Source organism: Flavobacterium sp. CG_23.5, from assembly GCF_017875765.1.
Taxonomy (GTDB): Bacteria; Bacteroidota; Bacteroidia; order Flavobacteriales; family Flavobacteriaceae; genus Flavobacterium.
Map to the genome: position 1 here is coordinate 2,367,424 of NZ_JAGGNA010000001.1, position 21,119 is coordinate 2,388,542.

At 33.9% G+C, this 21,119-nt stretch carries 23 protein-coding genes; 14 read left to right on the top strand and 9 right to left on the bottom strand.

Going from position 1 to position 21,119, the window contains the following annotated elements; all coding sequences use genetic code 11:
• The first annotated feature begins 47 nt into the window (after positions 1-47).
• Both H4V97_RS10180 and H4V97_RS10185 read left to right on the top strand, forming a co-directional pair.
• Positions 48-1,130 (top strand): hypothetical protein, encoded by a 1,083-nt coding sequence (locus H4V97_RS10180; protein WP_196850376.1) that lies wholly within the window; start codon positions 48-50, stop codon positions 1,128-1,130.
• The gene (locus tag H4V97_RS10185; RefSeq protein WP_196850375.1) at positions 1,127-1,783 is read left to right on the top strand and encodes an HIRAN domain-containing protein; all 657 of its coding nucleotides are present in this window, start codon (positions 1,127-1,129) and stop codon (positions 1,781-1,783) included. Before H4V97_RS10180 ends, H4V97_RS10185 begins: the two co-directional genes overlap by 4 nt.
• A 180-nt stretch (positions 1,784-1,963) precedes the next feature.
• Here the strand turns inward: H4V97_RS10185 and H4V97_RS10190 are convergent, their stop codons facing one another.
• From H4V97_RS10190 to H4V97_RS10210, 5 genes are all read right to left on the bottom strand, one after another.
• Positions 1,964-2,461, bottom strand: coding sequence for a DUF6646 family protein (locus H4V97_RS10190; RefSeq protein ID WP_196850374.1), 498 nt, complete (start codon positions 2,459-2,461; stop codon positions 1,964-1,966).
• Positions 2,462-2,505: 44 nt separating this feature from the next.
• Positions 2,506-3,231 (bottom strand): metallophosphoesterase, encoded by a 726-nt coding sequence (locus H4V97_RS10195; RefSeq protein ID WP_196850373.1) that lies wholly within the window; start codon positions 3,229-3,231, stop codon positions 2,506-2,508.
• Positions 3,232-3,537: 306 nt separating this feature from the next.
• Positions 3,538-4,677, bottom strand: coding sequence for an ATP-binding protein (locus H4V97_RS10200; protein WP_196850372.1), 1,140 nt, complete (start codon positions 4,675-4,677; stop codon positions 3,538-3,540).
• A 5-nt stretch (positions 4,678-4,682) separates the two neighbouring features.
• On the bottom strand, positions 4,683-5,444 hold the full coding sequence (locus H4V97_RS10205) for an SDR family NAD(P)-dependent oxidoreductase (RefSeq protein WP_196850371.1): 762 nt from the start codon (positions 5,442-5,444) through the stop codon (positions 4,683-4,685).
• 79 nt (positions 5,445-5,523) lie between these two features.
• Positions 5,524-6,396 carry an aldo/keto reductase family oxidoreductase gene (locus H4V97_RS10210; protein ID WP_196850370.1) on the bottom strand — a complete coding sequence of 291 codons (873 nt, stop codon included), beginning with the start codon at positions 6,394-6,396 and terminating at the stop codon, positions 5,524-5,526.
• A 212-nt stretch (positions 6,397-6,608) separates the two neighbouring features.
• Here H4V97_RS10210 and H4V97_RS10215 point away from each other — a divergent pair, with 212 nt between their 5' ends.
• From H4V97_RS10215 to H4V97_RS10255, 9 genes are all read left to right on the top strand, one after another.
• Positions 6,609-7,613 (top strand): AAA family ATPase, encoded by a 1,005-nt coding sequence (locus tag H4V97_RS10215; RefSeq protein WP_196850369.1) that lies wholly within the window; start codon positions 6,609-6,611, stop codon positions 7,611-7,613.
• 81 nt (positions 7,614-7,694) lie between these two features.
• Entirely contained in the window at positions 7,695-8,558 is an 864-nt protein-coding gene (locus H4V97_RS10220; RefSeq protein WP_196850368.1) for a DUF58 domain-containing protein, read from the top strand.
• Positions 8,559-8,576: 18 nt separating this feature from the next.
• Positions 8,577-10,208: a hypothetical protein gene (locus H4V97_RS10225; RefSeq protein WP_209549652.1), complete on the top strand. Its 1,632-nt coding sequence runs from the start codon at positions 8,577-8,579 to the stop codon at positions 10,206-10,208.
• Positions 10,208-11,209 carry a vWA domain-containing protein gene (locus H4V97_RS10230; protein WP_209549653.1) on the top strand — a complete coding sequence of 334 codons (1,002 nt, stop codon included), beginning with the start codon at positions 10,208-10,210 and terminating at the stop codon, positions 11,207-11,209. Before H4V97_RS10225 ends, H4V97_RS10230 begins: the two co-directional genes overlap by 1 nt.
• A 69-nt stretch (positions 11,210-11,278) precedes the next feature.
• A complete protein-coding gene (locus H4V97_RS10235; RefSeq protein ID WP_209549654.1) occupies positions 11,279-12,310 on the top strand; it encodes a VWA domain-containing protein in 1,032 nt (343 codons plus the stop codon).
• A gap of 85 nt (positions 12,311-12,395) precedes the next feature.
• A complete protein-coding gene (locus H4V97_RS10240; protein WP_209549655.1) occupies positions 12,396-13,145 on the top strand; it encodes a tetratricopeptide repeat protein in 750 nt (249 codons plus the stop codon).
• Between the two features lie 20 nt (positions 13,146-13,165).
• Positions 13,166-14,908, top strand: coding sequence for a BatD family protein (locus H4V97_RS10245; RefSeq protein ID WP_209549656.1), 1,743 nt, complete (start codon positions 13,166-13,168; stop codon positions 14,906-14,908).
• A gap of 57 nt (positions 14,909-14,965) precedes the next feature.
• The gene (locus H4V97_RS10250; protein ID WP_196850362.1) at positions 14,966-15,709 is read left to right on the top strand and encodes a tetratricopeptide repeat protein; all 744 of its coding nucleotides are present in this window, start codon (positions 14,966-14,968) and stop codon (positions 15,707-15,709) included.
• 208 nt (positions 15,710-15,917) lie between these two features.
• Entirely contained in the window at positions 15,918-16,151 is a 234-nt protein-coding gene (locus tag H4V97_RS10255) for a hypothetical protein (protein WP_196850361.1), read from the top strand.
• A 395-nt stretch (positions 16,152-16,546) separates the two neighbouring features.
• Here H4V97_RS10255 and H4V97_RS10260 read toward each other — a convergent pair whose 3' ends face one another.
• Positions 16,547-17,053, bottom strand: a complete 507-nt coding sequence (locus H4V97_RS10260; protein ID WP_209549657.1) for a CvpA family protein — start codon at positions 17,051-17,053, stop codon at positions 16,547-16,549.
• 188 nt (positions 17,054-17,241) lie between these two features.
• Between H4V97_RS10260 and H4V97_RS10265 the strand changes: the two genes are divergently transcribed.
• The 3 genes from H4V97_RS10265 (at position 17,242) to H4V97_RS10275 (ending at position 19,326) form a co-directional block, all read left to right on the top strand.
• Positions 17,242-17,598: a hypothetical protein gene (locus H4V97_RS10265; protein WP_209549658.1), complete on the top strand. Its 357-nt coding sequence runs from the start codon at positions 17,242-17,244 to the stop codon at positions 17,596-17,598.
• Positions 17,599-17,709: 111 nt separating this feature from the next.
• A complete protein-coding gene (pheS, locus tag H4V97_RS10270) occupies positions 17,710-18,729 on the top strand; it encodes a phenylalanine--tRNA ligase subunit alpha (RefSeq protein ID WP_196850357.1) in 1,020 nt (339 codons plus the stop codon).
• 189 nt (positions 18,730-18,918) lie between these two features.
• Positions 18,919-19,326, top strand: a complete 408-nt coding sequence (locus H4V97_RS10275; protein WP_209549659.1) for a hypothetical protein — start codon at positions 18,919-18,921, stop codon at positions 19,324-19,326.
• Positions 19,327-19,540: 214 nt separating this feature from the next.
• Here the strand turns inward: H4V97_RS10275 and H4V97_RS10280 are convergent, their stop codons facing one another.
• Genes H4V97_RS10280 through H4V97_RS10290 form a run of 3 tightly spaced genes read right to left on the bottom strand, consistent with a single transcriptional unit; the run spans position 19,541 to position 21,008 of the window.
• A complete protein-coding gene (locus H4V97_RS10280) occupies positions 19,541-19,756 on the bottom strand; it encodes a hypothetical protein (protein ID WP_209549660.1) in 216 nt (71 codons plus the stop codon).
• Complete coding sequence (locus H4V97_RS10285; protein WP_209549661.1) at positions 19,753-19,974, bottom strand: hypothetical protein; 222 nt, start codon at positions 19,972-19,974, stop codon at positions 19,753-19,755. The genes H4V97_RS10280 and H4V97_RS10285 overlap by 4 nt, the downstream gene beginning before the upstream one ends.
• Before the next feature lie 38 nt (positions 19,975-20,012).
• Positions 20,013-21,008, bottom strand: coding sequence for an NAD(P)H-dependent glycerol-3-phosphate dehydrogenase (locus tag H4V97_RS10290; protein WP_196850354.1), 996 nt, complete (start codon positions 21,006-21,008; stop codon positions 20,013-20,015).
• Positions 21,009-21,119: the final 111 nt, after the last annotated feature.

Genomic DNA, 21,119 nt, shown 5'->3' on the forward strand with positions numbered 1-21,119 from the left:
CTTTTTCTATATTAGATTAAGCGTTTTTTTATTACTAAATTTATCTAATGAATCAATTTCAAGCAACATTTACAAATATTTCCAACTGGCATAAAAATGAATTTTATAGCACTGGTGGAACAAGAAGTAAATATATTACTCTAGAACCAGAGACAAATGATGAATACTTTTTTAAAGGATCTAAAGAAACACCAAGTGGAGAAATTAGATATCCTACTGAATTTTGGTCTGAAATTGCTTCGTCTAAAATTGGCCAATTTTTGGGTTTCCCAATGTTGGATTATAATATAGCATTTAATAAAAATCATAGACAAAAGATTGGTTGCCTTTCAAAATCAATGGTTTTAAGCTCGAACAATAAATTGACAGAGGGGAAAACGTACTTAACAGGGTTTAATGCACAATACGATCCTGACACAGATAAAAAAGATTATACTTTTCAATTTATTTGCAATGCTTTGAAACGGTTTTCTTTAGATGATTATATTAAAAACATTGTCGAGATTATTGTTTTCGACAGCATAATTGGAAATTCAGATCGACATCAAGAAAATTGGGGGATCATAACGAAACATAAAATATTCGTAGAAAAAAAAGTAGAAAACGACATTTCATATAAACCACAAGAACGCAGTTTATTTAGAAAAATTAGAAGATTATCTCGGAGATTTTTCACTGACGAAAACGAAGAATTTGAACGAGTAATCAGCGACAATAATTTTAACGTCAAAATTGAGAGATTACATAAGTTTGCTCCAATTTACGATAGCGGTTGTTGTTTAGGAAGGGAACATACGGATGAAAGAGTTATAAAGATGTTAAATGATTCTCAAATGCTAAATGCTTACATTAATAGAGGGGAATCTGAAATTCACTGGGAAGATGGTTTAGCAAAAAGAAAACATTTAGAGTTAGTATCACTTTTATTACAAAAGTATCCAAATGAAACTAGAAATTATATTTTAAGAGTTCAAGAAAGATATAAGCCTGAATTGTTACAAGAACTCATAGACAATATTGATATAAATCTTCCTGGAAATTTAGTTAACTTTAAATTATCGGAAACTAGAAAGCAATTGATGTTTAAATTGATAACTTTGCGCATCAAAAATTTAATTAAACTTTTATGAAAGCGATAGGAAACATACACCTTATCTGGAGACCAGGTAAAGGCGGTAGTCGGATATCTGTTGGTACAATTAAAAAAAGTACCTCAGAAGGAATTCGCTTTCAATATAATAAAGAAGGTTTAGTCAAAGCACAAGAATTGGGATTTATACATTATGAAGGGTTTCCTGAGACAAATATAATCTATTCTGAAAATGTAATAGAAATTTTTGGACAACGTTTAATGAGAAGTGAGAGACCTGATTTAAAAGATTTTTATGATTTTTGGGGTATCGATTTAAAAAAGAAAGAAGACAAATACTATATGCTGGCTTTTACACAAGGTTTACTGCCTACAGATAGTTTTGAATTTTTAGCTGATTTCAATCCAAAAGACGATTTGTCATTTGTTACGGAAATAACAGGATTAAGTGAAGCTAAAATTCCTTCTTATAAAATTTCAATAGGAGATGTTTTAAATTATCAGTTAGAGCCTGAAAATCCCTTTGATAAAAATGCAGTTAAAGTATTTAAAGACGATTTTTATTTAGGACATATTAAACTTATTCATTGTAAAGTGTTTCATAAAACTCAAAAAAAATTTAAATTAGTTGTTCAAGGAGTTGAAAAAAATGGAGTTTTGAAAAGAATATTTGTTAAAGCAAGTCTTTATTGATAATTTAATTAATAAAGGATAAGCGAATACCCTCAATTACAGGGCAAAATTGCGTTTGCACAAGGAATTCAGTTTGGTTTCTAAGTACTAAAAATCATTAACTAAAAGAGGCAATTTGAATATTTCAAATTGCCTCTTTTTATTTTAAAAATTCTTGTGAATTTCGTGTTCTAACAAATATTATAAATTGAAAGAAGCACCAATATTAAACACAAACTGGTTGTTTAATTTATCAAAACCTATTGGGTTCGTTTTATAACTAGCTATTGGAACTCCAGCTTCAGTAAAAATTCCAAAACCTTCAGTAAAGAAATAACGGAAGCCTAAATGCGCTCCAAAATTTCTTAAACCTAGGTCAAGTCCTGGATAAACATCCATTTTAGGATCTAATTTAAGAACATTTCCTAAATTAGCATTGAATCTAAATTTTGCATCAATTCTATCTCCAAAATCCGGTTTGTTTCCTAAATCATCTGAGCTAGCAGATAATAGATAAGAAGCAGCAAAACCGTATGACATATTTTCTCCAAGGCCAAAATCTGAAGAAATACCAATTCCAGATCCACCGTTTTGAATATTTGCCCCAACGTTAAATTTTACGTCTCCTTTTCCTTTGTAAGCTTGTGCATTTACGAAACCAGCTAACAATAATAATAACAATGTAATACTCTTTTTCATACTCTTAAATTTTTATAATTTTATACAAAAATAGTTTAAATAAACTAATTCCTACCTTTTTCATACGGGTATAAAGCCGGTAATGGTTCACTTTGCCAAAATTCTTTTGTGTCAACATCCATAATAGTTAATGGACCTTTAAAGGCGGCACCAGTATCAATATTCCAAACACAAGCCATTTGAACCGGAATAGTTTCTCCAATTCTGGATACTGGTGTATGGCCTATATAGATTTCTTTGTAAAGCGTCAAGCGTTTTGGATACATTAAATCGCCTATTTTTATGTTTTTGTCCAATGCCAAAGCCGTTTCCCATAATGTTCTGTCCCAATAAAAAAGTTTTGGAAAATATTCAAAGTCAATCCCGTTCATGTTGGTAAAACCAGCATGAATAAACAAACGGTTTTCTTCGTCCAGATAATAATCTTCCAATGCATGTAGAAATTCAATATGTTTTTGTTTGGTCGCTACACTTACATCGGCGTACGCCAAAACCGTGGCTTCACCGCCATGTTTATACCATAATAGATTGTCTCTGCTTTCATCGAGCCAGGTGCGCAACAACTCATCATGATTTCCGCGGATGAAAACACAATTATTTGTTTTGTTTAATTCGATTAAAAAATCGATTACTTGAGGGGATTGGCTCCAACCATCTACATAATCTCCCAAAAAAATTAAGGTGTCTTTAGTAGTGATTTTTGCTCTTTCCATAATTTGGTGTAGCGCATGTAATCCACCGTGTATATCGCCTATGACGAGTGTTCTCATTTAATGTTGTATCAATTTATTGTTTTACAAAAATAGCAGAAAATCAGTGTTTTTTTCATAATCTAAAATTAAATTTCATAATACAATTTGGGTAAATTATAACTCAAATTATTTTTTTTAAAAAAAACAAAAAATCACTGTTTTAGGTGATTGTTTGGTATTGTTTTTCAAGGTAGTTTTACAACGAATTTAAAATACTTTCAAAATGAATGTAATTATTGCTTTATCGCTGCTTCTTGCTGGTTTTGTGTTTTATATATTGAAAATTATATTTGGGTAAAACCAAATCAGAATGATGTTAAGAATTTATTGTACATCGTATTTCATTTTTCGTAAAATCCGTAATGCTTCTTTAAAAGATAAATAAATAGGCGTGAAAGGTTTCAAAAGTGGTTTGGCGTCAATCAGTTTTTGTTTGGCATCTTCAAAACCGTTGAGGTAGCAAATCATAAATGTAGAAGGCAAATTCTCTAAATCTTTGTGTTCGCGTTCAGATAAAGAAAATCCCTTTTGGAGTTTGTTTAGCAGTGAAAGATTCGTATTGTAAATATGAAACAACATTTTTCTGTTGAATTCCGGTGGCTGAAAAAGCATTTCCCTATCAATTTTGTAATAGCCATTGTCATGAAAATGAATGGTTTGTTTCTCTAAAGGATAATAACTTGTTTTGTCATTCAATCCTAATGGAACATATTCAATAATCGTGAAACTATCTTCGTCATAAATGATTTCAACCACATCTTGAGCAGAGTAAAAAAGCTTAATTTGCTCGTTTATCAGTTCGATGTCAACACGGGATAAATAGGTTTTGTCTCGAGATCTTTTAGCAATTCCAGCCCAGCAAATCACAAATAATTCTTTGAATACTTTATATTTTGGCGACATATCTTTATGCCTGAAATTCATGAAATCAATTACGCCATCAAGCGTGTATTCGATACTGTTTCTGGAATTGTTTTCGATACCAATTACGGTTTCGGTGTTCTGATAATTCTTTTCCACTTCACCATCCACGGGCATTGTGTTACTGCCTCGCCTTATAAAAACGGAGTTGGCAGTAATGGTGTGAATTCCTTTTTTGAAATAGGAGGTTTTACTTTTGGGTTTTATCGTTACGAGTCCAATGACTTTGTCTTTCGGCAAGTTCGGGAAAGGCACATTTTCATATTGAATTTTCGGTGGATTTTCCAGAAACGCATTCACTAAATTCTGAATTCGGCTATCATCAAAAAAATCGTCCCCCACAATGGCATTGTCATGATCTTCAACCCCCACAACTATATAAGAATTGTTCGTAGGATTAGAATTTGACAAGGCGCAGATGTGTTTCAAAAACTTGGCTTTTCCCTCTCGCGTATGCAAATTCAACTGCCGTTTTTTATCATAAAAACTGCTCTCATCATTGTGAGCGAGAAGGTTCTTAATTAAAATACGTTTGTTGATCATTGGGATTAATTATCTAAAGAGCGATTCAAAATCCCCGCCGAGGCTTGTGCCGTAGGAAATACAATTAAATCAGCAATATTCACGTGATATGGTCTGGAAACTACAAAATGGATGATGTCAGCAATATCCTCTGGTTGCAACGCTTTGATTCCTTTGTAAACATTGGCAGCTCTCTCCGCATCACCTTTGAAACGTACTTCACTAAATTCGGTTTCCACCATTCCTGGATTTATAGCCCCCACCCTAATTCCATGAGGATTCAGATCCATTCGCATGGCTTGATTCAAGGCGTCAACGGCGTGTTTCGAGGCGCAATATACGTTTCCGTTTGGATAAACTTCTTTTCCGGCAATGGAGCCAATGTTAATGATATGTCCAGATTTTTGTTCGATCATTTTCGGAATTATTGCTTTTGAAACATATAAAAGTCCTTTTACATTGATGTCAATCATCGCGTCCCAATCGTCTAAATCCCCATTTTGAATTGAATCTAAACCGTGTGCATTTCCGGCATTATTAATTAAAACTTCAATTTTCGAAAAAGCCTCAGGCAAAGAATTGATACTTTCAAAAACGGCTTTTTTGTCTCGAACGTCAAATGATAAAGTATGAACTTCTGTAAATTCCGAAAGTTCTTTTTTCAGTTCTGCTAGTCGGTCTTCACGACGTCCGCAAAGAATGATTTTATAGTTGTTATTGGCTAATATTCTTGCTGTTGCTCTGCCAATTCCGCTAGTTGCACCAGTTATTAATGCTATTTTACTCATGGTTTATTGTTTGTAATTGAAATCGTGAATCTTAGATTTCTTGTGTTTTTAAATTTAAATTCTACAATCCGAATTTTGATTAAGCTACAGTATTACCCATACTTTCGGTCCATATTGCAAACCAATCTTCTTTTTCTAATTTTAGTTCTACAGCTTTCATCAGCGATTGTATTCTAGCCACATTTACCGTTCCAGCGATTGGAATAACTTTTGCCGGATGTTGTAAAATCCAGGAAAGCAAAATCGTGTCGGAACCCAAATGGTATTTCGAAACTAAAGTTGCCAATAATTTTTTCAATCTGTGGGTTTGAGGAATGTCTTCTCTGAAAACAAATCCTAGAGGGTTCCATGACATTGGACGAATGTTATGGACTTGCATGTAATCAAAACTTCCGTCAACCATAGGTTCAAAATTAGTCGCCGAAAATTGCACTTGATTATAGCTGATTTCAGTTTTTTGACGGATTAATTCGGTTTGCGAAGAAGTAAAATTAGAAACACCAAAATCTATAATTTTCCCATCCGATTTTAATTTTAGAACAGCCTCCGCAATTTCATCCGCCTGCATCAAAGGGCTGGGTCTGTGAAGCAAAAGCACATCCAGATAATCTGTTTTTAAATTTTTCAATGAATTTTCAACGGACCAAATAATATAGTCTTTTGAATAATCATAGTGTTTTATGGTATTGTTACGATTTTCGGTCAGCATTTGGATGCCGCATTTAGATATCAATTGCATTTTTTCTCTTGCAATCTTGCTTGACGCAAATGCTTTTCCAAATTCGGATTCGGTAGTATAATCACCATATATATCAGCGTGGTCAAAAGTGGTAATTTTGTTTTCTAAACAAATATTAATCATGTTTTCCATTTCTTTGGTATTGAGATTTTTATCCCAAATTCCCCAATTCATGACACCAGCTACAATTGGTGATAATGTTGTTTTACTCATGGTTTTAATTTTTTAATGAAATCGGTGAATCTGCGATTTCAAAGTATATTTTTCAAAGTTCTTAAAAATAAGAAAATTGTATCATAATTCGTCCTTAAAATTAGGGTATTTCTAGAAGTTTTAACCATTTTTTAACATCTTACCTCTAAAAAAAATTTCAATTTGCACTCTCAAAAGCAAGGCATTAAATACAAGGTTTTAAAAATAATAAAATGGAAGAAAATACAGCGACTTTAGACATTAGAGCAATCAATGAAAAAATTGAAAGAGAGAGTGCTTTTATAGACCTCCTCACCATGGAAATGAACAAAGTCATTGTGGGTCAAAAGCACATGGTGGAACGTTTATTAATTGGACTTTTGGGTCAAGGACATATTTTGTTGGAAGGGGTTCCCGGATTAGCAAAAACTTTGGCCATTAATACACTTTCACAAGCTGTTCATGGATCTTTCAGCAGAATACAATTTACTCCTGATTTATTGCCTGCAGATGTTGTGGGAACGATGATTTATAACATAAAGCAAAATGAATTTTCGATTAAAAAAGGACCAATTTTTGCTAATTTCGTCCTAGCGGATGAGATAAATCGTGCTCCTGCCAAAGTGCAATCAGCATTATTAGAAGCCATGCAGGAAAAACAAGTAACTATAGGGGATACCACTTTCAAGTTGGACCGACCATTTTTAGTTCTGGCTACTCAAAACCCAATTGAACAAGAAGGAACATACCAACTTCCGGAAGCGCAGGTCGATCGTTTCATGTTGAAAACAGTTATCGACTATCCAAAAATGGAGGACGAACGCTTAGTTATTCGTCAAAACCTAAAAGGAAGTTATGAAAAAGTAAATCCTGTTGTTACTGTCGAACAAATTTTACGCGCGCAAGAAGCGGTTCGTGAAGTTTATATGGACGAAAAAATTGAGAAATACATTCTTGATATTATTTTTGCGACACGTTACCCGGAGAAATACAAATTAGCCGAATTGAAACCGTTAATCAGTTTTGGAGCTTCGCCACGTGGAAGTATAAATTTAGCCAATGCGGCTAAATGTTACGCGTTTATCAAACGTCGTGGATATGTAATCCCAGAAGATGTTCGCGCCGTGGTTCACGATGTATTGCGTCATAGAATTGGAATTACGTATGAAGCGGAAGCCGAAAACGTCACTTCAGTAGATATCATAAACAAAATCGTAAACGAGATTGAAGTACCTTAAAGTTTGTTTAATGTTTAAAGTTTCAAGTTGTTGTATTACGAACTTGGAACGTTAAATTTTTAAACTTTAAACAAATTAAAAATGGATACAAAAGAGCTTTTAAAAAAAGTACGAAAAATAGAAATCAAAACCCGAAGATTGAGTGATCATATCTTTTCGGGGGAATACCACACTTCTTTCAAAGGACGGGGAATGACTTTCAGCGAAGTACGTCAGTATCAATATGGAGATGATATTCGTGCAATCGATTGGAATGTGACCGCACGTTATAATGAAGCGCATGTAAAAGTTTTTGAGGAAGAGCGCGAATTGACGATGATGTTGATGGTGGATATTTCAGGTTCGGAAAGTTTTGGTTCTAAAAACCAATTCAAGAAAGATATCGTTACTGAAATTGCGGCGACAATGGCTTTTTCAGCTACACAAAACAACGATAAAATAGGTTTGATTTTATTTTCAGATGAAATCGAATTGTATATCCCGCCCAAAAAGGGAAGGTCGCATGTATTGCGCATCATTCGTGAATTGATTGAATTTCAGCCAAAAAGTCAAAAAACAGATATTGCTCAGGCTTTGAAATTTTTATCGGGAACCCAAAAAAAGAAAGCCATTGTGTTTATTATCTCCGATTTCATGTCGGAGGATTACGAACATGTCTTGAAAATCGCTTCTAAAAAACATGATATCACAGGAATAAGAGTATATGATATTCGAGAAGAAAAGATGCCAAATTTAGGAATGGTTTCCATGCTAGATGCCGAAACTGGAGAAATACAATTAGTAAACACAGGTTCTAAATCCGTGCGAATGAATTATGAGAAACTGTATCAGGAAAAAGTAACCTTTTTTAAAGAAACATTCAGTAAATCAGGTTCAGGGGTTGTAAATACCAGAGTGGACGAAAGTTATGTGACTAAATTATTAAGCTATTTTAAATCGAGATAAAGGGTTCAATAATAAAAGATGAAAAAACAATTATACCTACTAATTATACTGCTTTCAACGGCTGTTTTTGCACAACAAAAGCAGGTGATTACAAGTATAGATACGATTAAAAATAAAATTGGTGCCGAATTCAAACTATCAATAAAAACTACTGTAGATACTTCGGCTAAAGTGATTTTCCCTAAGTTGAAAAATTTTGGCGCGCTGGAAGTAATTCAGTCGTATCCTATTGACACCGTTAAAATGGATGGTCGTTATGAATTAATAAAAAAATACGGTTTAACCCAATTTGATTCCGGTAGATATGTTATTCCGAGTATAAAGATTTTTATCAATAGTAAGCCGTTTATGACGGATTCGCTTTTGGTTGAAGTTGCTAATGTTAAAGTGGATACTTTAAAACAAAAAATGTTCGATATCAAGGGCATTGCTGCTGCGGATGATTCATTAGGAAATTGGTGGAAATACCTTCTTATAGTAGGGTTGATTATCGGTCTTGGAGCCTTCATTTATTGGTATATTAAAAAACATCAAAAGAAAAAATTAGAAGCAGAAATTTTCAAAACACCAATTGAAAAAGCGACCAGCTTGCTGAATACTTTGGAAAAGAAAGAACTTTGGCAAAAAGGAGAAGTTAAGGCGTATTATAGTGAATTGACCGATATTGCACGAAATTATATCGAGGAAGCGATTGAAATTCCAGCCATGGAAAGCACGACTTCTGAATTGATTGAAGGGTTAAGAATGGCATCTGTTAAAAAGAAAATGGCACTTTCTCAAGAAACGATTGTAAATCTGGAAAGAGTTTTGAAACAAGCGGATTTAGTGAAATTTGCTAAGTCAAAACCATTGGATTTTGAAATTACCGAAGATCGAAATAAAATTCAAAAAGCTATTTTAACTTTAGACAGTTCGATTCCGGTTGAGGTTCCAGTTGAAGAAGATACTTTGTTGAATGAAGCACAAAGACAAAAACAAATCGAAATTCAACTGCGAAAAAAGAGAAAGAAACGTATTGTTCTCACTATTTCTTCGGTTGCTTTTATATTGGTGGCAACCACCGCTTTTTTCATCATTTTGAAGGGATTCGATTATGTAAAAGATAATATTATTGGTAATCCTACTAAAGAATTATTGGAAGGCGAATGGGTAAAAAGTGATTATGGAAATCCTGGAATAATTATAGAAACACCAAAAGTGCTCAAGAGAGTAGATTTGACCAAGACATTACCCAAAGATGGAATGGCTTTGATTAAAGAAATGCAATCTTTTGCTTACGGAAGTGTTCAAGACAATTTCTACCTTATGGTTTCTACTTTAAAATACAAACAAGAAGGAGAAATTGATTTGGCAAAATCAATGGATGGTGCGTTGCAATCCTTAGAATCTCAAGGAGCTCAAAACATGATTGTCAAACAGGAAGATTTTGAAACCAAAGAAGGAATTAAGGGACTCAAAGCATACGGAACATTTTCGAAAATAGATAGCAATAAAGGCATCAGTGCTAAATTATATTATGAAGCATTACTGTTTAGTCAGGAAGGCGGATTGCAGCAAATTATTATTTTCCATGAAGAAGGGGATGATTATGCCAACCAAATATCAGAACGGGTTTTGAGATCAGTTGAACTAAAACAAGCAAGTAAATAATGGATAAAATCACTTTTTTAAACCCAGAATTTTTTTGGTTGTTTCTTCTGATTCCAGTTGCAATTGCTTGGTTGTTTTTGAAAAAAAATCAGCAATCCGCCACTTTAAAGATCAGTTCCATTCAAGGATTTAAGAACTCCGATTCTTTTTTAGTGAAGCTAAAACCAATTTTGAACGTGTTTCGACTGTTGGCTTTATCGTCATTAATTGTTGCTATGGCAAGACCTAGAACTGTTGATATAAGCAATAAAACAAAAACTACTAAAGGAATTGACATTGTTATGGCAGTCGATGTTTCCGGAAGTATGCTTGCCAAAGATTTGAAACCAAACCGAATGGAAGCGCTGAAAAGAGTGGCCGCTGACTTTGTGGAAGAAAGACCAAATGATAGAATCGGTTTGGTGGTTTATGCTTCCGAAGCGTATACAAAAACTCCGGTGACGAGTGATAAAGCGGTCATTTTGGACGCCATCAACGGGATTAAGTATGATACTGTTTTGCAAGACGGAACTGGAATTGGAATGGGATTGGCGACTGCCGTAAATCGTTTAAAGGACAGTAAAGCCAAAAGCAAAGTTGTTATTCTTTTAACCGATGGTGTAAATAATGCAGGATTTATCGAACCAGAAACGGCTTCTGATATTGCGAAACAATATGGGATTAAAGTATATACCATAGGAATTGGTAGTAACGGAATGGCGATGTTTCCTTACGCTGTCGCTCCAAATGGCCAGTTTTTATTTCAAATGATGAAAGTGGAAATCGACGAAGCCTTATTGAAAAGTATTGCCAGAAAAACGGATGGAAAATATTTTAGAGCAACAAGCAATACTAAATTGGCCGAAATTTATGCTTCCATCAATAAACTGGAAACAACAGAAATTGAAGAGTTGAAATTCTACGATTATGATGAAAAATTTAGACCATTTGTATGGTTTGCCGGTTTTTTATTATTGGCAGAAATTGGAATGAGAAAAACAGTTTTTAAAAGCTTTATATAATGACAGTTGCAGTCGCATTTCAGTCGTAAACTGAAAGCTGTGACTGAAAACTGCGACTAATAGTAAAAAATGGAATTAGACGAAAAAAAATATTTATATCTACTTTTTATACTACCCTTCGTAGTGTTGGTTTTTCTAGTTAATTTATATTGGAAAAGAAAAAAACAGCGTCAATTTGGTGATTTGGAACTGGTAAAAAGACTTAGCCCTGAAAGCTCTGTTTTTAAACCTGTTTTGAAGTTGGTATTGCTGCTTTTGGCGTTGGTTGGAATTATTTTTGGATTGGTAAATCCAAAAATAGGGACTAAAATGGAAACCGTAAAACGAGAAGGAATTGATATTGTTTTTGCAATGGATGTTTCCAAAAGTATGCTTGCTGAGGATGTAGCGCCTAACCGATTGGAAAAAAGTAAGCAAATCGTTTCTCAAATTATTAATCAGCTGGGAAGTGACAGAATAGGAATAGTGGCGTATGCCGGAAGTGCTTTTCCCGTTTTGCCTGTTACTACGGATTACAGCGTAGCCAAAATGTTTTTGCAAAGTATGAACACTGATATGGTTTCATCTGTGGGGACTTCATTGGATGACGCGATAAAATTATCGTCCACGTATTATGATGATAAAAAAACCAGTAAGCTGCTAATTTTGATTTCAGATGGAGAGGATCATTCTGACGGAGCTGCAGCTGCTGCAGAGGAGGCCAATAAATTAGGGATAAAAATTATTACCATTGGTGTTGGAACTGAAAAAGGAAGTACGATTCCATTGAAAAGAAATGGCGTTGTTGAAGGCTTTAAAAAAGACAATAACAATCAAGTTGTTATAACTAAATTGAATCAAGCGGCTTTGATTGCCATTGCAAAAGCTACTAAAGGCGGCTACGTAAATGGGAATAGTACCAAAGACGTGATTGATTATATCAAAAACACTTTGGATAAAATCCAAAAAACAGAATTTGAAGCTACGGAAATGGCTGATTTTCAATCGCAATTTCAATGGTTTTTAGCATTCGCTTTTTTGCTGTTATTTGTTGATATTTTCCTTTTAGACAGAAAAACAAGTTGGGTAAATAAAATGAATTTATTTAACGAAAATAAATAAAATATAAAGTGCCGCGTAGTTAAAAATGGCTCCATCGCCGATGCTGTTAAAAAAATTTACGCAGACATTTACATTTAAAAATAAAATGAAGAAAATAATTTTACATCTGTTACTGCTTTTTTCTTTTGTTGCAAACGCGCAACAAAAGGATAGGATATTGCCTAAAGCTAACGAGGAATATGCCGAAAATAAGTTTGTCGATGCTGAAGCGGATTATAGAATTTCAAATTCAAAATTTCCGAATAGAAGTGCGGCGTCTTATAATTTAGGGAATTCAATTTATAAGCAAAACCAGCCATCAGAAGCCAAATTTGCTTTTGCCAAAGCATTGAAAAACTCAAAATCGAGAACAGAAAAACACAAAGCATTTCACAATTTGGGAAATGTTTTCATGAAAGAAAAGGATTATACTCAAGCGGTGGACGCTTATAAAAATGCCTTGCGAAACGATCCTTCGGATGAGGAAACACGTTATAATTATGCTTTGGCAAAAAAAATGCTAAAGGAAAATCCTCCTAAGGATGATAAGAAAGACGACAAGAAAAAGGATAAGAAAGACGATAAAAAGGACGACAAGAAAAAGGATAAAGATAAAAAAGACGATAAGAAGGATAAAGATAAGGACAAGAAAGACGATAAAGGAGACAAAGATAAAGACAAGAAAGATCCAAAACAGGATGAAAAAGGGGAGCCAAAACCGATGCCCGGAGGAATATCTAAACAAAGGTTAGAAAGTCTTTTGAATGCGGTGAATAAGGAAGAGAAAAAAGTTCAAGATAAAGTTAATGCCCAAAAAGTAAAAGGAAAATCAGTTCAAACGGATAAAGATTGGTAAGTCAATTAAGATATTTTAAAATGAAAAGATTTATAGTAGCGATTCTTTTAATAATAGGCACCTCACTGAGCGCTCAAGTACAATTTGAAGCCAAAGTAAGTAAAACTACGCTAGGCCTAAACGAAAGACTTCGTATCGATTTTATAATGAATGTTGATGGGGATAATTTTGTGCAGCCAAATTTTGATGGATTTAGAATTATTGCAGGTCCAAGCCAGCAGGTGAGTCAATCGTGGGTAAACGGAAGAAGTTCTTTTGAGAAAGTATATTCGTATTACCTTTTGCCAAATCAAAAAGGTACATTAGTAATTAGGCCAGCTACGATAGAATTCAATGGACAAGTTTATAGAACTGCGGCTATTAGAATAAATGTTACGGCAGCGACCGCGCAACCTAGAGATCCAAATGACACTCAGGTTTCGGCAGAAGGCAATCTTTATCTTATTGCTGATGTTTCTAAAACTAATCCGTACATCAATGAACCAATTACGGTTATCTATAAATTGTATTTTAACAATATTGGGATTTCTAATTCTACAGAAGCTAGCAAGCCAAAATACAATGATTTTTGGAGTCAGGATATACCAATAAAACAATTAGTTGCAGAAGAAGGACTTTTTAAAGGGGAAAAATATCGTTATATTGTTTTGAAAAAAATTGTGTTATACCCTCAAAAATCAGGGAAACTCACTATTGAGCCTTTGTCGCTGGATATTGCTGTACAGTTACCTTCAAACCAAAGAGATATGTTTGGTCGTGTAGTTGTTACTGAAGGAAATAAAAGAGTTTCTGCAGGAACAAAAATAATAAATGTTAAGCCACTCCCAGAAGCTGGAAAACCAGAAGATTTCTCTGGCGCTGTTGGTAATTTTGATTTCAAAGTAACGCCAACAAAAACCAATTTAAAAAATGGAGAAAGTCTTGATTTGGTTGTCAGTGTAACTGGAAAAGGGAATATGAAATTATTCAGTTTGCCAAAACCAATTGTGCCTAATGCGCTCGAAATGTATGACGCCGTTCATAGCGAACAAGTTGACACGCCGCTTTCAGGAATGGTTGGGAAGGTTTCAGACAGTTATACCATTGTCCCACAATACAAAGGGAATTATCCAATAAAACCATTAAAATTTTCTTATTTTGATTTGGGGTCAAAAACATATAAAACCCTAAGTTCTTCCGAAATAATGATTAATGTTCTCGATGGACCAACCGCTGCTGTAGCTTCAAATTCAGGGAGTGACAAAAATAAAATTGATAAAGTTGAACAATTTAAAGATATCAAGTTAAAAACGAAGATTTTAAAAATAAATAAGCAAGATTTCTTTGGCTCTAATTTATATTTAGGCTTGTTATTTTTACCTTTTTTAATTCTTCCTGTGATTGTATTGCTTAAAAAGAAAAAAGAAGCACTTGATGGAGATGTTACTGGTAACAGAATAAGAATGAATAATAAATTGGCCAAAAAATATTTATCGGAAGCCAAAAAACAAATCAACAACAAAGAATTGTTTTACATAGCTCTTGAAAAAGCCATGCATAACTTCTTGAAAGCTAAATTGCATATTGAAACCTCAGAAATGAGTAAGGATAACATTCAGGAACTTTTATTGTCTAGAAATGCTAATCCCGGAGCGGTAAATGATTTCATTGCATTGACTGAAAACTGCGAAGTGGCACGTTATGCGCCATCGTCAAGTGTTGCTATACAACAGGATTTTGACAAAGCCGTTTTAATTATTTCAGACTTAGAAAAACAGATATAATTTTAGATTTACGATTTTAGATTTACGAATAGTTTATCGACAACTTATACCATTAAAATGAAAAACATAGTTTATATATTATTACTGACAACCCAGATTTTCTTTGCCCAAAGCGGTTTTGATACAGGGAATGAATTGTATAAAAATGGGAAATACGAACAGGCTGCCATAGCCTATGAAAGCATATTGAAAGACAATAAACAATCGGCGGAACTGTATTTCAATCTTGGGAATACCTACTATAAATTGAATAAAGTGGCGCCCTCGATTTATAATTATGAAAAAGCATTAGTGCTTAATCCCAGTGATAGAGAAAGCGCTAACAACCTTAAATTTGCTCAAAAAAGAACTATTGACGAAATTAAAACAGTGCCAAAAGTAGGTTTTGGAAAGTTGCTTCGTGATTTCACTGGAATCTGGCATTACAATACTTGGGCTTGGATTTCAGTAGTATTAGCGACTTCTTTTCTATTGTTTTTTGTGGGTTACTATTTTTCACAAACGACGATGCTCAAAAGAATTTTCTTTTTGGGAATGTTTGTACTTGTTTTTCTGGTTTTTATCAGTATTTTCGGGGCTATTTTTGAAAAAAGCCATTTTGATAATGAAAAACCCGCTATTGTTTTTGCCGAAATTGCTGAGGTCAGAACCGAGCCGCAAAAGGCTAGTTCCATTATTATTGTGTTGCATGAAGGAACAAAAGTCTTTTTACAGGAAAAAGCAGATAATTGGAAAAAAGTGCAGTTAACGGATGGTACTGAAGGTTGGATTGAAAGCAATACCATTAAGGAAGTGAAGTAGTATTAGGGTTTTTTCCCAAATCTTCTAGAACAGTTTCAGTTTTTCTGGATTGCAAATTTAAGTTCTTGTACTTTTTTCGACGGTGAGACTTTATAAATATTTCTAAAATGAATTATTTTTTGGATTCCTTTTTGTAAATTTGGATATACAGAATAACAAAAAAATTGTCAGCTTTTTTAGGAAAGAACAATATTAAATTGGAATAAAGATGGTAACACCAACCTTAGAATTGTTGACTAAAAAATTAAAAGATGCACCTCAAAGCATCTTAGAAAGAGTCATGGGATATGTCGATGCGCTGATTGATATAGAAAATAAAGAATCATATACTATATCTAAAACACAACAAAAAATTCTTGACAGTCAATTAAACTCAGACAAAAGCCTTTATAATGATGCAGATAAATTATTTTCTGATTTAAAAAGCAAGTATGAGTTATAAGATTATTGTTTCGCCAATAGCCTAAAAAAACATAGAAGATGCAGTTGAATTTTACATCTATAAAGCCAGTAAAAAAGTAGCTCTTGATTTTTTGAAAGATTATAGAAAAACATACCAAGCATTAAAAATTAATCCGTTGCATCAATTTCATGATGTTAATTACCGATTCCTACCTTTTAGTAAATTTCCTTATGTGGCTTTTTTCATTGTAGATGAATTATCGAAAACTGTTTTTTTGAATGCTATATTTCACACTTCTCAAGAACCTGATAGTTGGAAAAAAGAAAATAAATAGTTATTTTTTATTTGATTAAAAAAGATTGTTGATTTGCATTTAATAATTAGACAACTTTCAGTCTTTATTGAAAGTTTTAAGCCCAAGCATTTTTATTAGGCTAACCTTTCTTCTTCAAGTCATCATACCATTTTTCTAGTGAAGGAAAAATATAGCCAGCTGTTTTTTGAATTGGATTGTAAAATAAGGAACGATCCAAAGCTTCTTTCTTGGCCAAATAGTTATGGAAGTTTATTTTTTCGAAAATAGTAAAAACAACGCTAACTATCAACACGGTTTTCAGTACTCGAAACACACCACCACCCAATTTGTTTAACCACCCCAGAAAAGCTAAATTGTTGACTTGAGTAAGGACTTTTGCCAATATTGAAATTCCAATCACAACGGCAATAAATGTAAAGACAAAGGCAGCAACCTGAATAGTATGCGGATTCCAGTGCACAAACCCTTCAAGTATATTTTTCATAAATGAAGAAAATTTTACTGCAAAATAAATTCCAATCAGTAATGAAAGCAGTGAAGCCAATTCGATAAAAAGACCGTTTCTAATTCCTTTAAACAAAGCCAAAGCGAATAAAGCCCCCAAAATAATATCTATGAATTCCATGGTGATGTAGTAAAATAAATAAAAGTACAAATATAAAAGAATTGTGATTATCAATTGCCAATTTTCAAGTTCTTATCTTTGCCAAAATAATTTTAGAATTCAGATTGCAGAGTTGTGATTTAAAAACATCCTAATTGCGACTTCAGCTCAAAATCTAAAATCTAAAATCTAAAATCCTAAATTAAAAAATGTCAAGAGACACACAACTTAAAGAACGCTGGGAACAGCTTGTAACGATACTTTCCGATCAATTTTCACAAGGAGAAGATTTAGATTTAGACTCCATTATTTACTTAATCGGGGTGCAGGAACTAGGGAAAGTGCACAATGAATACAAAAAAGACGAGAAACTAAACCTCATGCACATCGCAATTTGTCGATTATTAGAGCCCTACGGTTTCTATGAATTCGAATTTTTTGATGAGGACGGTTGGCCACACTACAAGGTCAAAGAGGAGTTGCCACCACTAAAAGCGGGGGAACAATCGGTTTTAATGAAGGAAGCCATTGTTAATTATTTCCTCGAAAGAGAACTTATAGAATAGTTTTTAGTCGCAGTCACAGTTTTCAGTCACAATGTTCTGAAAACTGCGACTGCGACTGTTTACTTTCAACTAAAAATTAACTAGATTTGCACTCTCAATTATTGGATGAAAATGATAGACAAGATAAAAGAATATATCGGCGAAGCACAAGCTTTTACAACACAAAATACTGCAGAATTAGAAACATTCCGAATCAAATTCTTAGGAAGCAAAGGACTTTTAAAAGAACTTTTTGCCGAATTTAAGAATGTTCCTAATGACCAGAAAAAAGAATTTGGACAGGTAATTAACTTGCTAAAAACATCTGCCGAAGAAAAAGTAAAAACCATCCAGGAATCTTTAGAAAGTAAAGAAGAAAGTAAAGGGTTTTATGGCGATTTAACGCGTTCTTCTGAGCCGATAACCATTGGTTCCCGTCACCCCATTTCATTGGTAAAAAACCAAATCATAGATATCTTTTCAAACATTGGTTTTAACGTTTCTGAAGGTCCGGAAATTGAAGACGATTGGCATAATTTCACCGCATTAAACTTACCGGAATACCATCCGGCGCGTGACATGCAGGACACGTTTTTCATACAAACAAATCCCGATATTTTGTTGCGCACGCACACTTCATCCGTACAAGTACGTTACATGGAGAACAACAAACCGCCTATTCGAACGATTTCTCCGGGAAGAGTTTTCCGTAATGAAGCCGTATCGTCCCGTTCGCACTGTATTTTTCATCAAGTGGAAGGATTATACATCGATAAAGACGTTTCTTTTGCTGATTTGAAACAAACGCTTTTGTATTTCACCAAAGAGATGTTCGGAAAATCAAAAATCCGTTTACGCCCATCTTACTTTCCATTTACGGAACCAAGCGCTGAGGTTGATATTTATTGGGGACTAAAAACCGAAACCGATTACAGAATCACCAAAGGAACCGGTTGGTTAGAAATCATGGGTTGTGGAATGGTCGATCCAAATGTTTTGAAAAACTGTGGCATCAATCCTGATGAATACAATGGTTTTGCATTCGGAATGGGAATCGAAAGAATCGCAATGTTGCTATATCAAATCGGCGATATCCGTATGTTCTACGAAAATGACGTTCGTTTCCTTGAGCAATTCAAATCAAGTATATAAGAGTTATAAATTATATTTTTAGGAGCTATTTCCAGCTATCCGTTGCAATCTTTTTTGAGGCAAAAAGCCTCGAAAAAGGATTTTCACTGCTATCTGGGCTATGCATTTAGGTTGACAAGAAATTTAAGTTTTTAATACTAAATATTAATAAAAAATGAATGAAGAGATTGCTTCATTCTTGGCAATAACATGAAAAAAGACATCGTCATCCCCGAAGTGGAAAACGTTTTCCTAGCTGCAGTTCAAGAATGGAGCGACGATTTCATGGAAAAAGTCTGGTACGCCTATTTGATAAATGACAGTGATTTTCTGATTGAAAGTGTTATGGTGGTTTCCAAAGCTTTTGGAACTATTGACGGCGAAATGAAAAAAACATCGCTTTTACGTCATGCTTTTGTAGAGGTTCCGCCGGTTTCTGTGATGAAGATCGAAATGATTGAAAAAAGTGTTTTGGCACTCAACAATGAATTCATGTTGACTTTTTTCATTGGAGACAAATTATACGATAAAAAATATATTTTCAAAGCGCATTCCATCAACGAGGACTTCGTTGAAGAAGTACCTATTTTATTTGTTGACGGCGTTATTATGAGGTAAATTAGTGATTGTTGGGTCTTTTATTTTTGGCTTTCCAATTAAAATAACCCATAATAAATATACTAACGGCACGAATAAAAAAACCCGATTTTGATACCTGTTTTAAAAAGAGATTTCTTTTATTTCAAATAGAATCGTAAAAACGGTTGTAAAAATCCCCCAGCCACAAGCTGTTAAAATCTGATATTTCCATCTTTTGGTTATAGTGGTTGACTTATTGATTTTGTTGTTTTAGTTTGGCTTTCCAAGTAAAATATCCTAAAACAAATATCCCTACAACTATATAGGCCGCGGCACGAATATAAAAACCAGGCTTAGATACTTGTTCTAAAAAAGGGATTTCTTTAATTTCGAATAAGACATTGAAAACCGTCATAAATACACCCCAAATCCCACCCATTTTAATCTGATATTTCCATCTTTCGCTCATACTGCTATTTTTTCACTTGTTGCTTTTTTCTTCCATTTAATGTAACCTATTATGAAAATACCAGCCAAGAGAAAATACGTGAATCTAACGATGCTTACTTTAGAAAAAAAAACATCTTGAAAAGGCATTCCGGTTAAGTCAACCAAATCCATTGCAAGCGCCATAAAAACTCCCCAACCACCTCCAGTTTTAATCTGATATTTCCATCTTTCGCTCATGAACTGCTTGTTGTTTACTTATTAAATTGGTAGCTAAGTTAATCCAGTTTGTCAGTCAGTTTTTTAAACACAGATTTCGCATCCTGACCCTCATATAAAATAGCGTAAACGGCATCTATAATTGGAGTTTTGGCGCCATAACCCTGATTGAGTTTATAAGCGCTTTTTACGGCATAATATCCTTCGGCAACCATGCTCATTTCCATCATCGCCGCTTTCACGGTATACCCTTTACCAATCATATTCCCAAACATTCTATTTCTGGAGAAAATGGAATAACCCGTTACCAATAAATCGCCTAAATAAGCCGAATCATTAATGTTACGTTTCATTTTATGGACTTTCTTAATGAATTTTTTCATCTCGCGAATTCCATTACTCATCAATACCGATTGGAAATTGTCGCCATAACCCAGACCATGTGCCATTCCTGCTGCAATAGCATAAATGTTTTTTAACATGGCTGCGTATTCCGTTCCTATAATATCGTCAGTGATCTTGGTTTTTATGTAATTTCCTGATAGATTTTTAGCCACAACTTTTGCTTTTTCTTCATCACCGCAAGCTATGGTAAGATAAGATAATCGCTCCATAGCCACTTCTTCTGCGTGACAAGGTCCAGTAATAACGCCAATGTTATAATAAGGAATGTCATATTGTACATGAAAATGCTCGCCCACGATCAAACTTGTTTCAGGAACAATTCCTTTAATCGCTGAAAAAATAATCTTATCCTTCAAAGAAACGGTTAGTTTTTCCAATTCTGCATTTAAAAATGCCGACGGAATAGCAAAAATGATATAATCAGCGTAAGCTACAGCCTCATTTATATCATTAGTAAGTTTAAGTTTTTTGGTGTCAAATTCAACTGAACTTAAGTAATTTGGATTGTGTTTGTAGGTTTTAATGTGTTCAATAGCAGCATCATTGCGCATGTACCACGAAATTTCTGAAAGATTTACACACAACATTTTTGCAATCGCTGTTGCCCAACTTCCACCACCAATCACTGCGAATTTTATACTTTCGGCCATCTTTTTTATTAAATTTAATCAAAAGTACTTAAAAAACCATTGATTAAGCAAATAAAATTTAAACAGAAACCTTAGAGTTTTAGCGGTTTCAGGATGTAGCAATCACAACAA

Bases quoted from the DNA above. Each gene is read 5' to 3' on its own strand.
- H4V97_RS10180 (WP_196850376.1), top strand. From the start codon at position 48: ATGAATCAATTTCAAGCAACATTTACAAATATTTCCAACTGGCATAAA.
- H4V97_RS10185 (WP_196850375.1), top strand. From the start codon at position 1,127: ATGAAAGCGATAGGAAACATACACCTTATCTGGAGACCAGGTAAAGGC.
- H4V97_RS10190 (WP_196850374.1), bottom strand. From the start codon at position 2,461: ATGAAAAAGAGTATTACATTGTTATTATTATTGTTAGCTGGTTTCGTA.
- H4V97_RS10195 (WP_196850373.1), bottom strand. From the start codon at position 3,231: ATGAGAACACTCGTCATAGGCGATATACACGGTGGATTACATGCGCTA.
- H4V97_RS10200 (WP_196850372.1), bottom strand. From the start codon at position 4,677: ATGATCAACAAACGTATTTTAATTAAGAACCTTCTCGCTCACAATGAT.
- H4V97_RS10205 (WP_196850371.1), bottom strand. From the start codon at position 5,444: ATGAGTAAAATAGCATTAATAACTGGTGCAACTAGCGGAATTGGCAGA.
- H4V97_RS10210 (WP_196850370.1), bottom strand. From the start codon at position 6,396: ATGAGTAAAACAACATTATCACCAATTGTAGCTGGTGTCATGAATTGG.
- H4V97_RS10215 (WP_196850369.1), top strand. From the start codon at position 6,609: ATGGAAGAAAATACAGCGACTTTAGACATTAGAGCAATCAATGAAAAA.
- H4V97_RS10220 (WP_196850368.1), top strand. From the start codon at position 7,695: ATGGATACAAAAGAGCTTTTAAAAAAAGTACGAAAAATAGAAATCAAA.
- H4V97_RS10225 (WP_209549652.1), top strand. From the start codon at position 8,577: ATGAAAAAACAATTATACCTACTAATTATACTGCTTTCAACGGCTGTT.
- H4V97_RS10230 (WP_209549653.1), top strand. From the start codon at position 10,208: ATGGATAAAATCACTTTTTTAAACCCAGAATTTTTTTGGTTGTTTCTT.
- H4V97_RS10235 (WP_209549654.1), top strand. From the start codon at position 11,279: ATGGAATTAGACGAAAAAAAATATTTATATCTACTTTTTATACTACCC.
- H4V97_RS10240 (WP_209549655.1), top strand. From the start codon at position 12,396: ATGAAGAAAATAATTTTACATCTGTTACTGCTTTTTTCTTTTGTTGCA.
- H4V97_RS10245 (WP_209549656.1), top strand. From the start codon at position 13,166: ATGAAAAGATTTATAGTAGCGATTCTTTTAATAATAGGCACCTCACTG.
- H4V97_RS10250 (WP_196850362.1), top strand. From the start codon at position 14,966: ATGAAAAACATAGTTTATATATTATTACTGACAACCCAGATTTTCTTT.
- H4V97_RS10255 (WP_196850361.1), top strand. From the start codon at position 15,918: ATGGTAACACCAACCTTAGAATTGTTGACTAAAAAATTAAAAGATGCA.
- H4V97_RS10260 (WP_209549657.1), bottom strand. From the start codon at position 17,053: ATGGAATTCATAGATATTATTTTGGGGGCTTTATTCGCTTTGGCTTTG.
- H4V97_RS10265 (WP_209549658.1), top strand. From the start codon at position 17,242: ATGTCAAGAGACACACAACTTAAAGAACGCTGGGAACAGCTTGTAACG.
- pheS (WP_196850357.1), top strand. From the start codon at position 17,710: ATGATAGACAAGATAAAAGAATATATCGGCGAAGCACAAGCTTTTACA.
- H4V97_RS10275 (WP_209549659.1), top strand. From the start codon at position 18,919: ATGAAAAAAGACATCGTCATCCCCGAAGTGGAAAACGTTTTCCTAGCT.
- H4V97_RS10280 (WP_209549660.1), bottom strand. From the start codon at position 19,756: ATGAGCGAAAGATGGAAATATCAGATTAAAATGGGTGGGATTTGGGGT.
- H4V97_RS10285 (WP_209549661.1), bottom strand. From the start codon at position 19,974: ATGAGCGAAAGATGGAAATATCAGATTAAAACTGGAGGTGGTTGGGGA.
- H4V97_RS10290 (WP_196850354.1), bottom strand. From the start codon at position 21,008: ATGGCCGAAAGTATAAAATTCGCAGTGATTGGTGGTGGAAGTTGGGCA.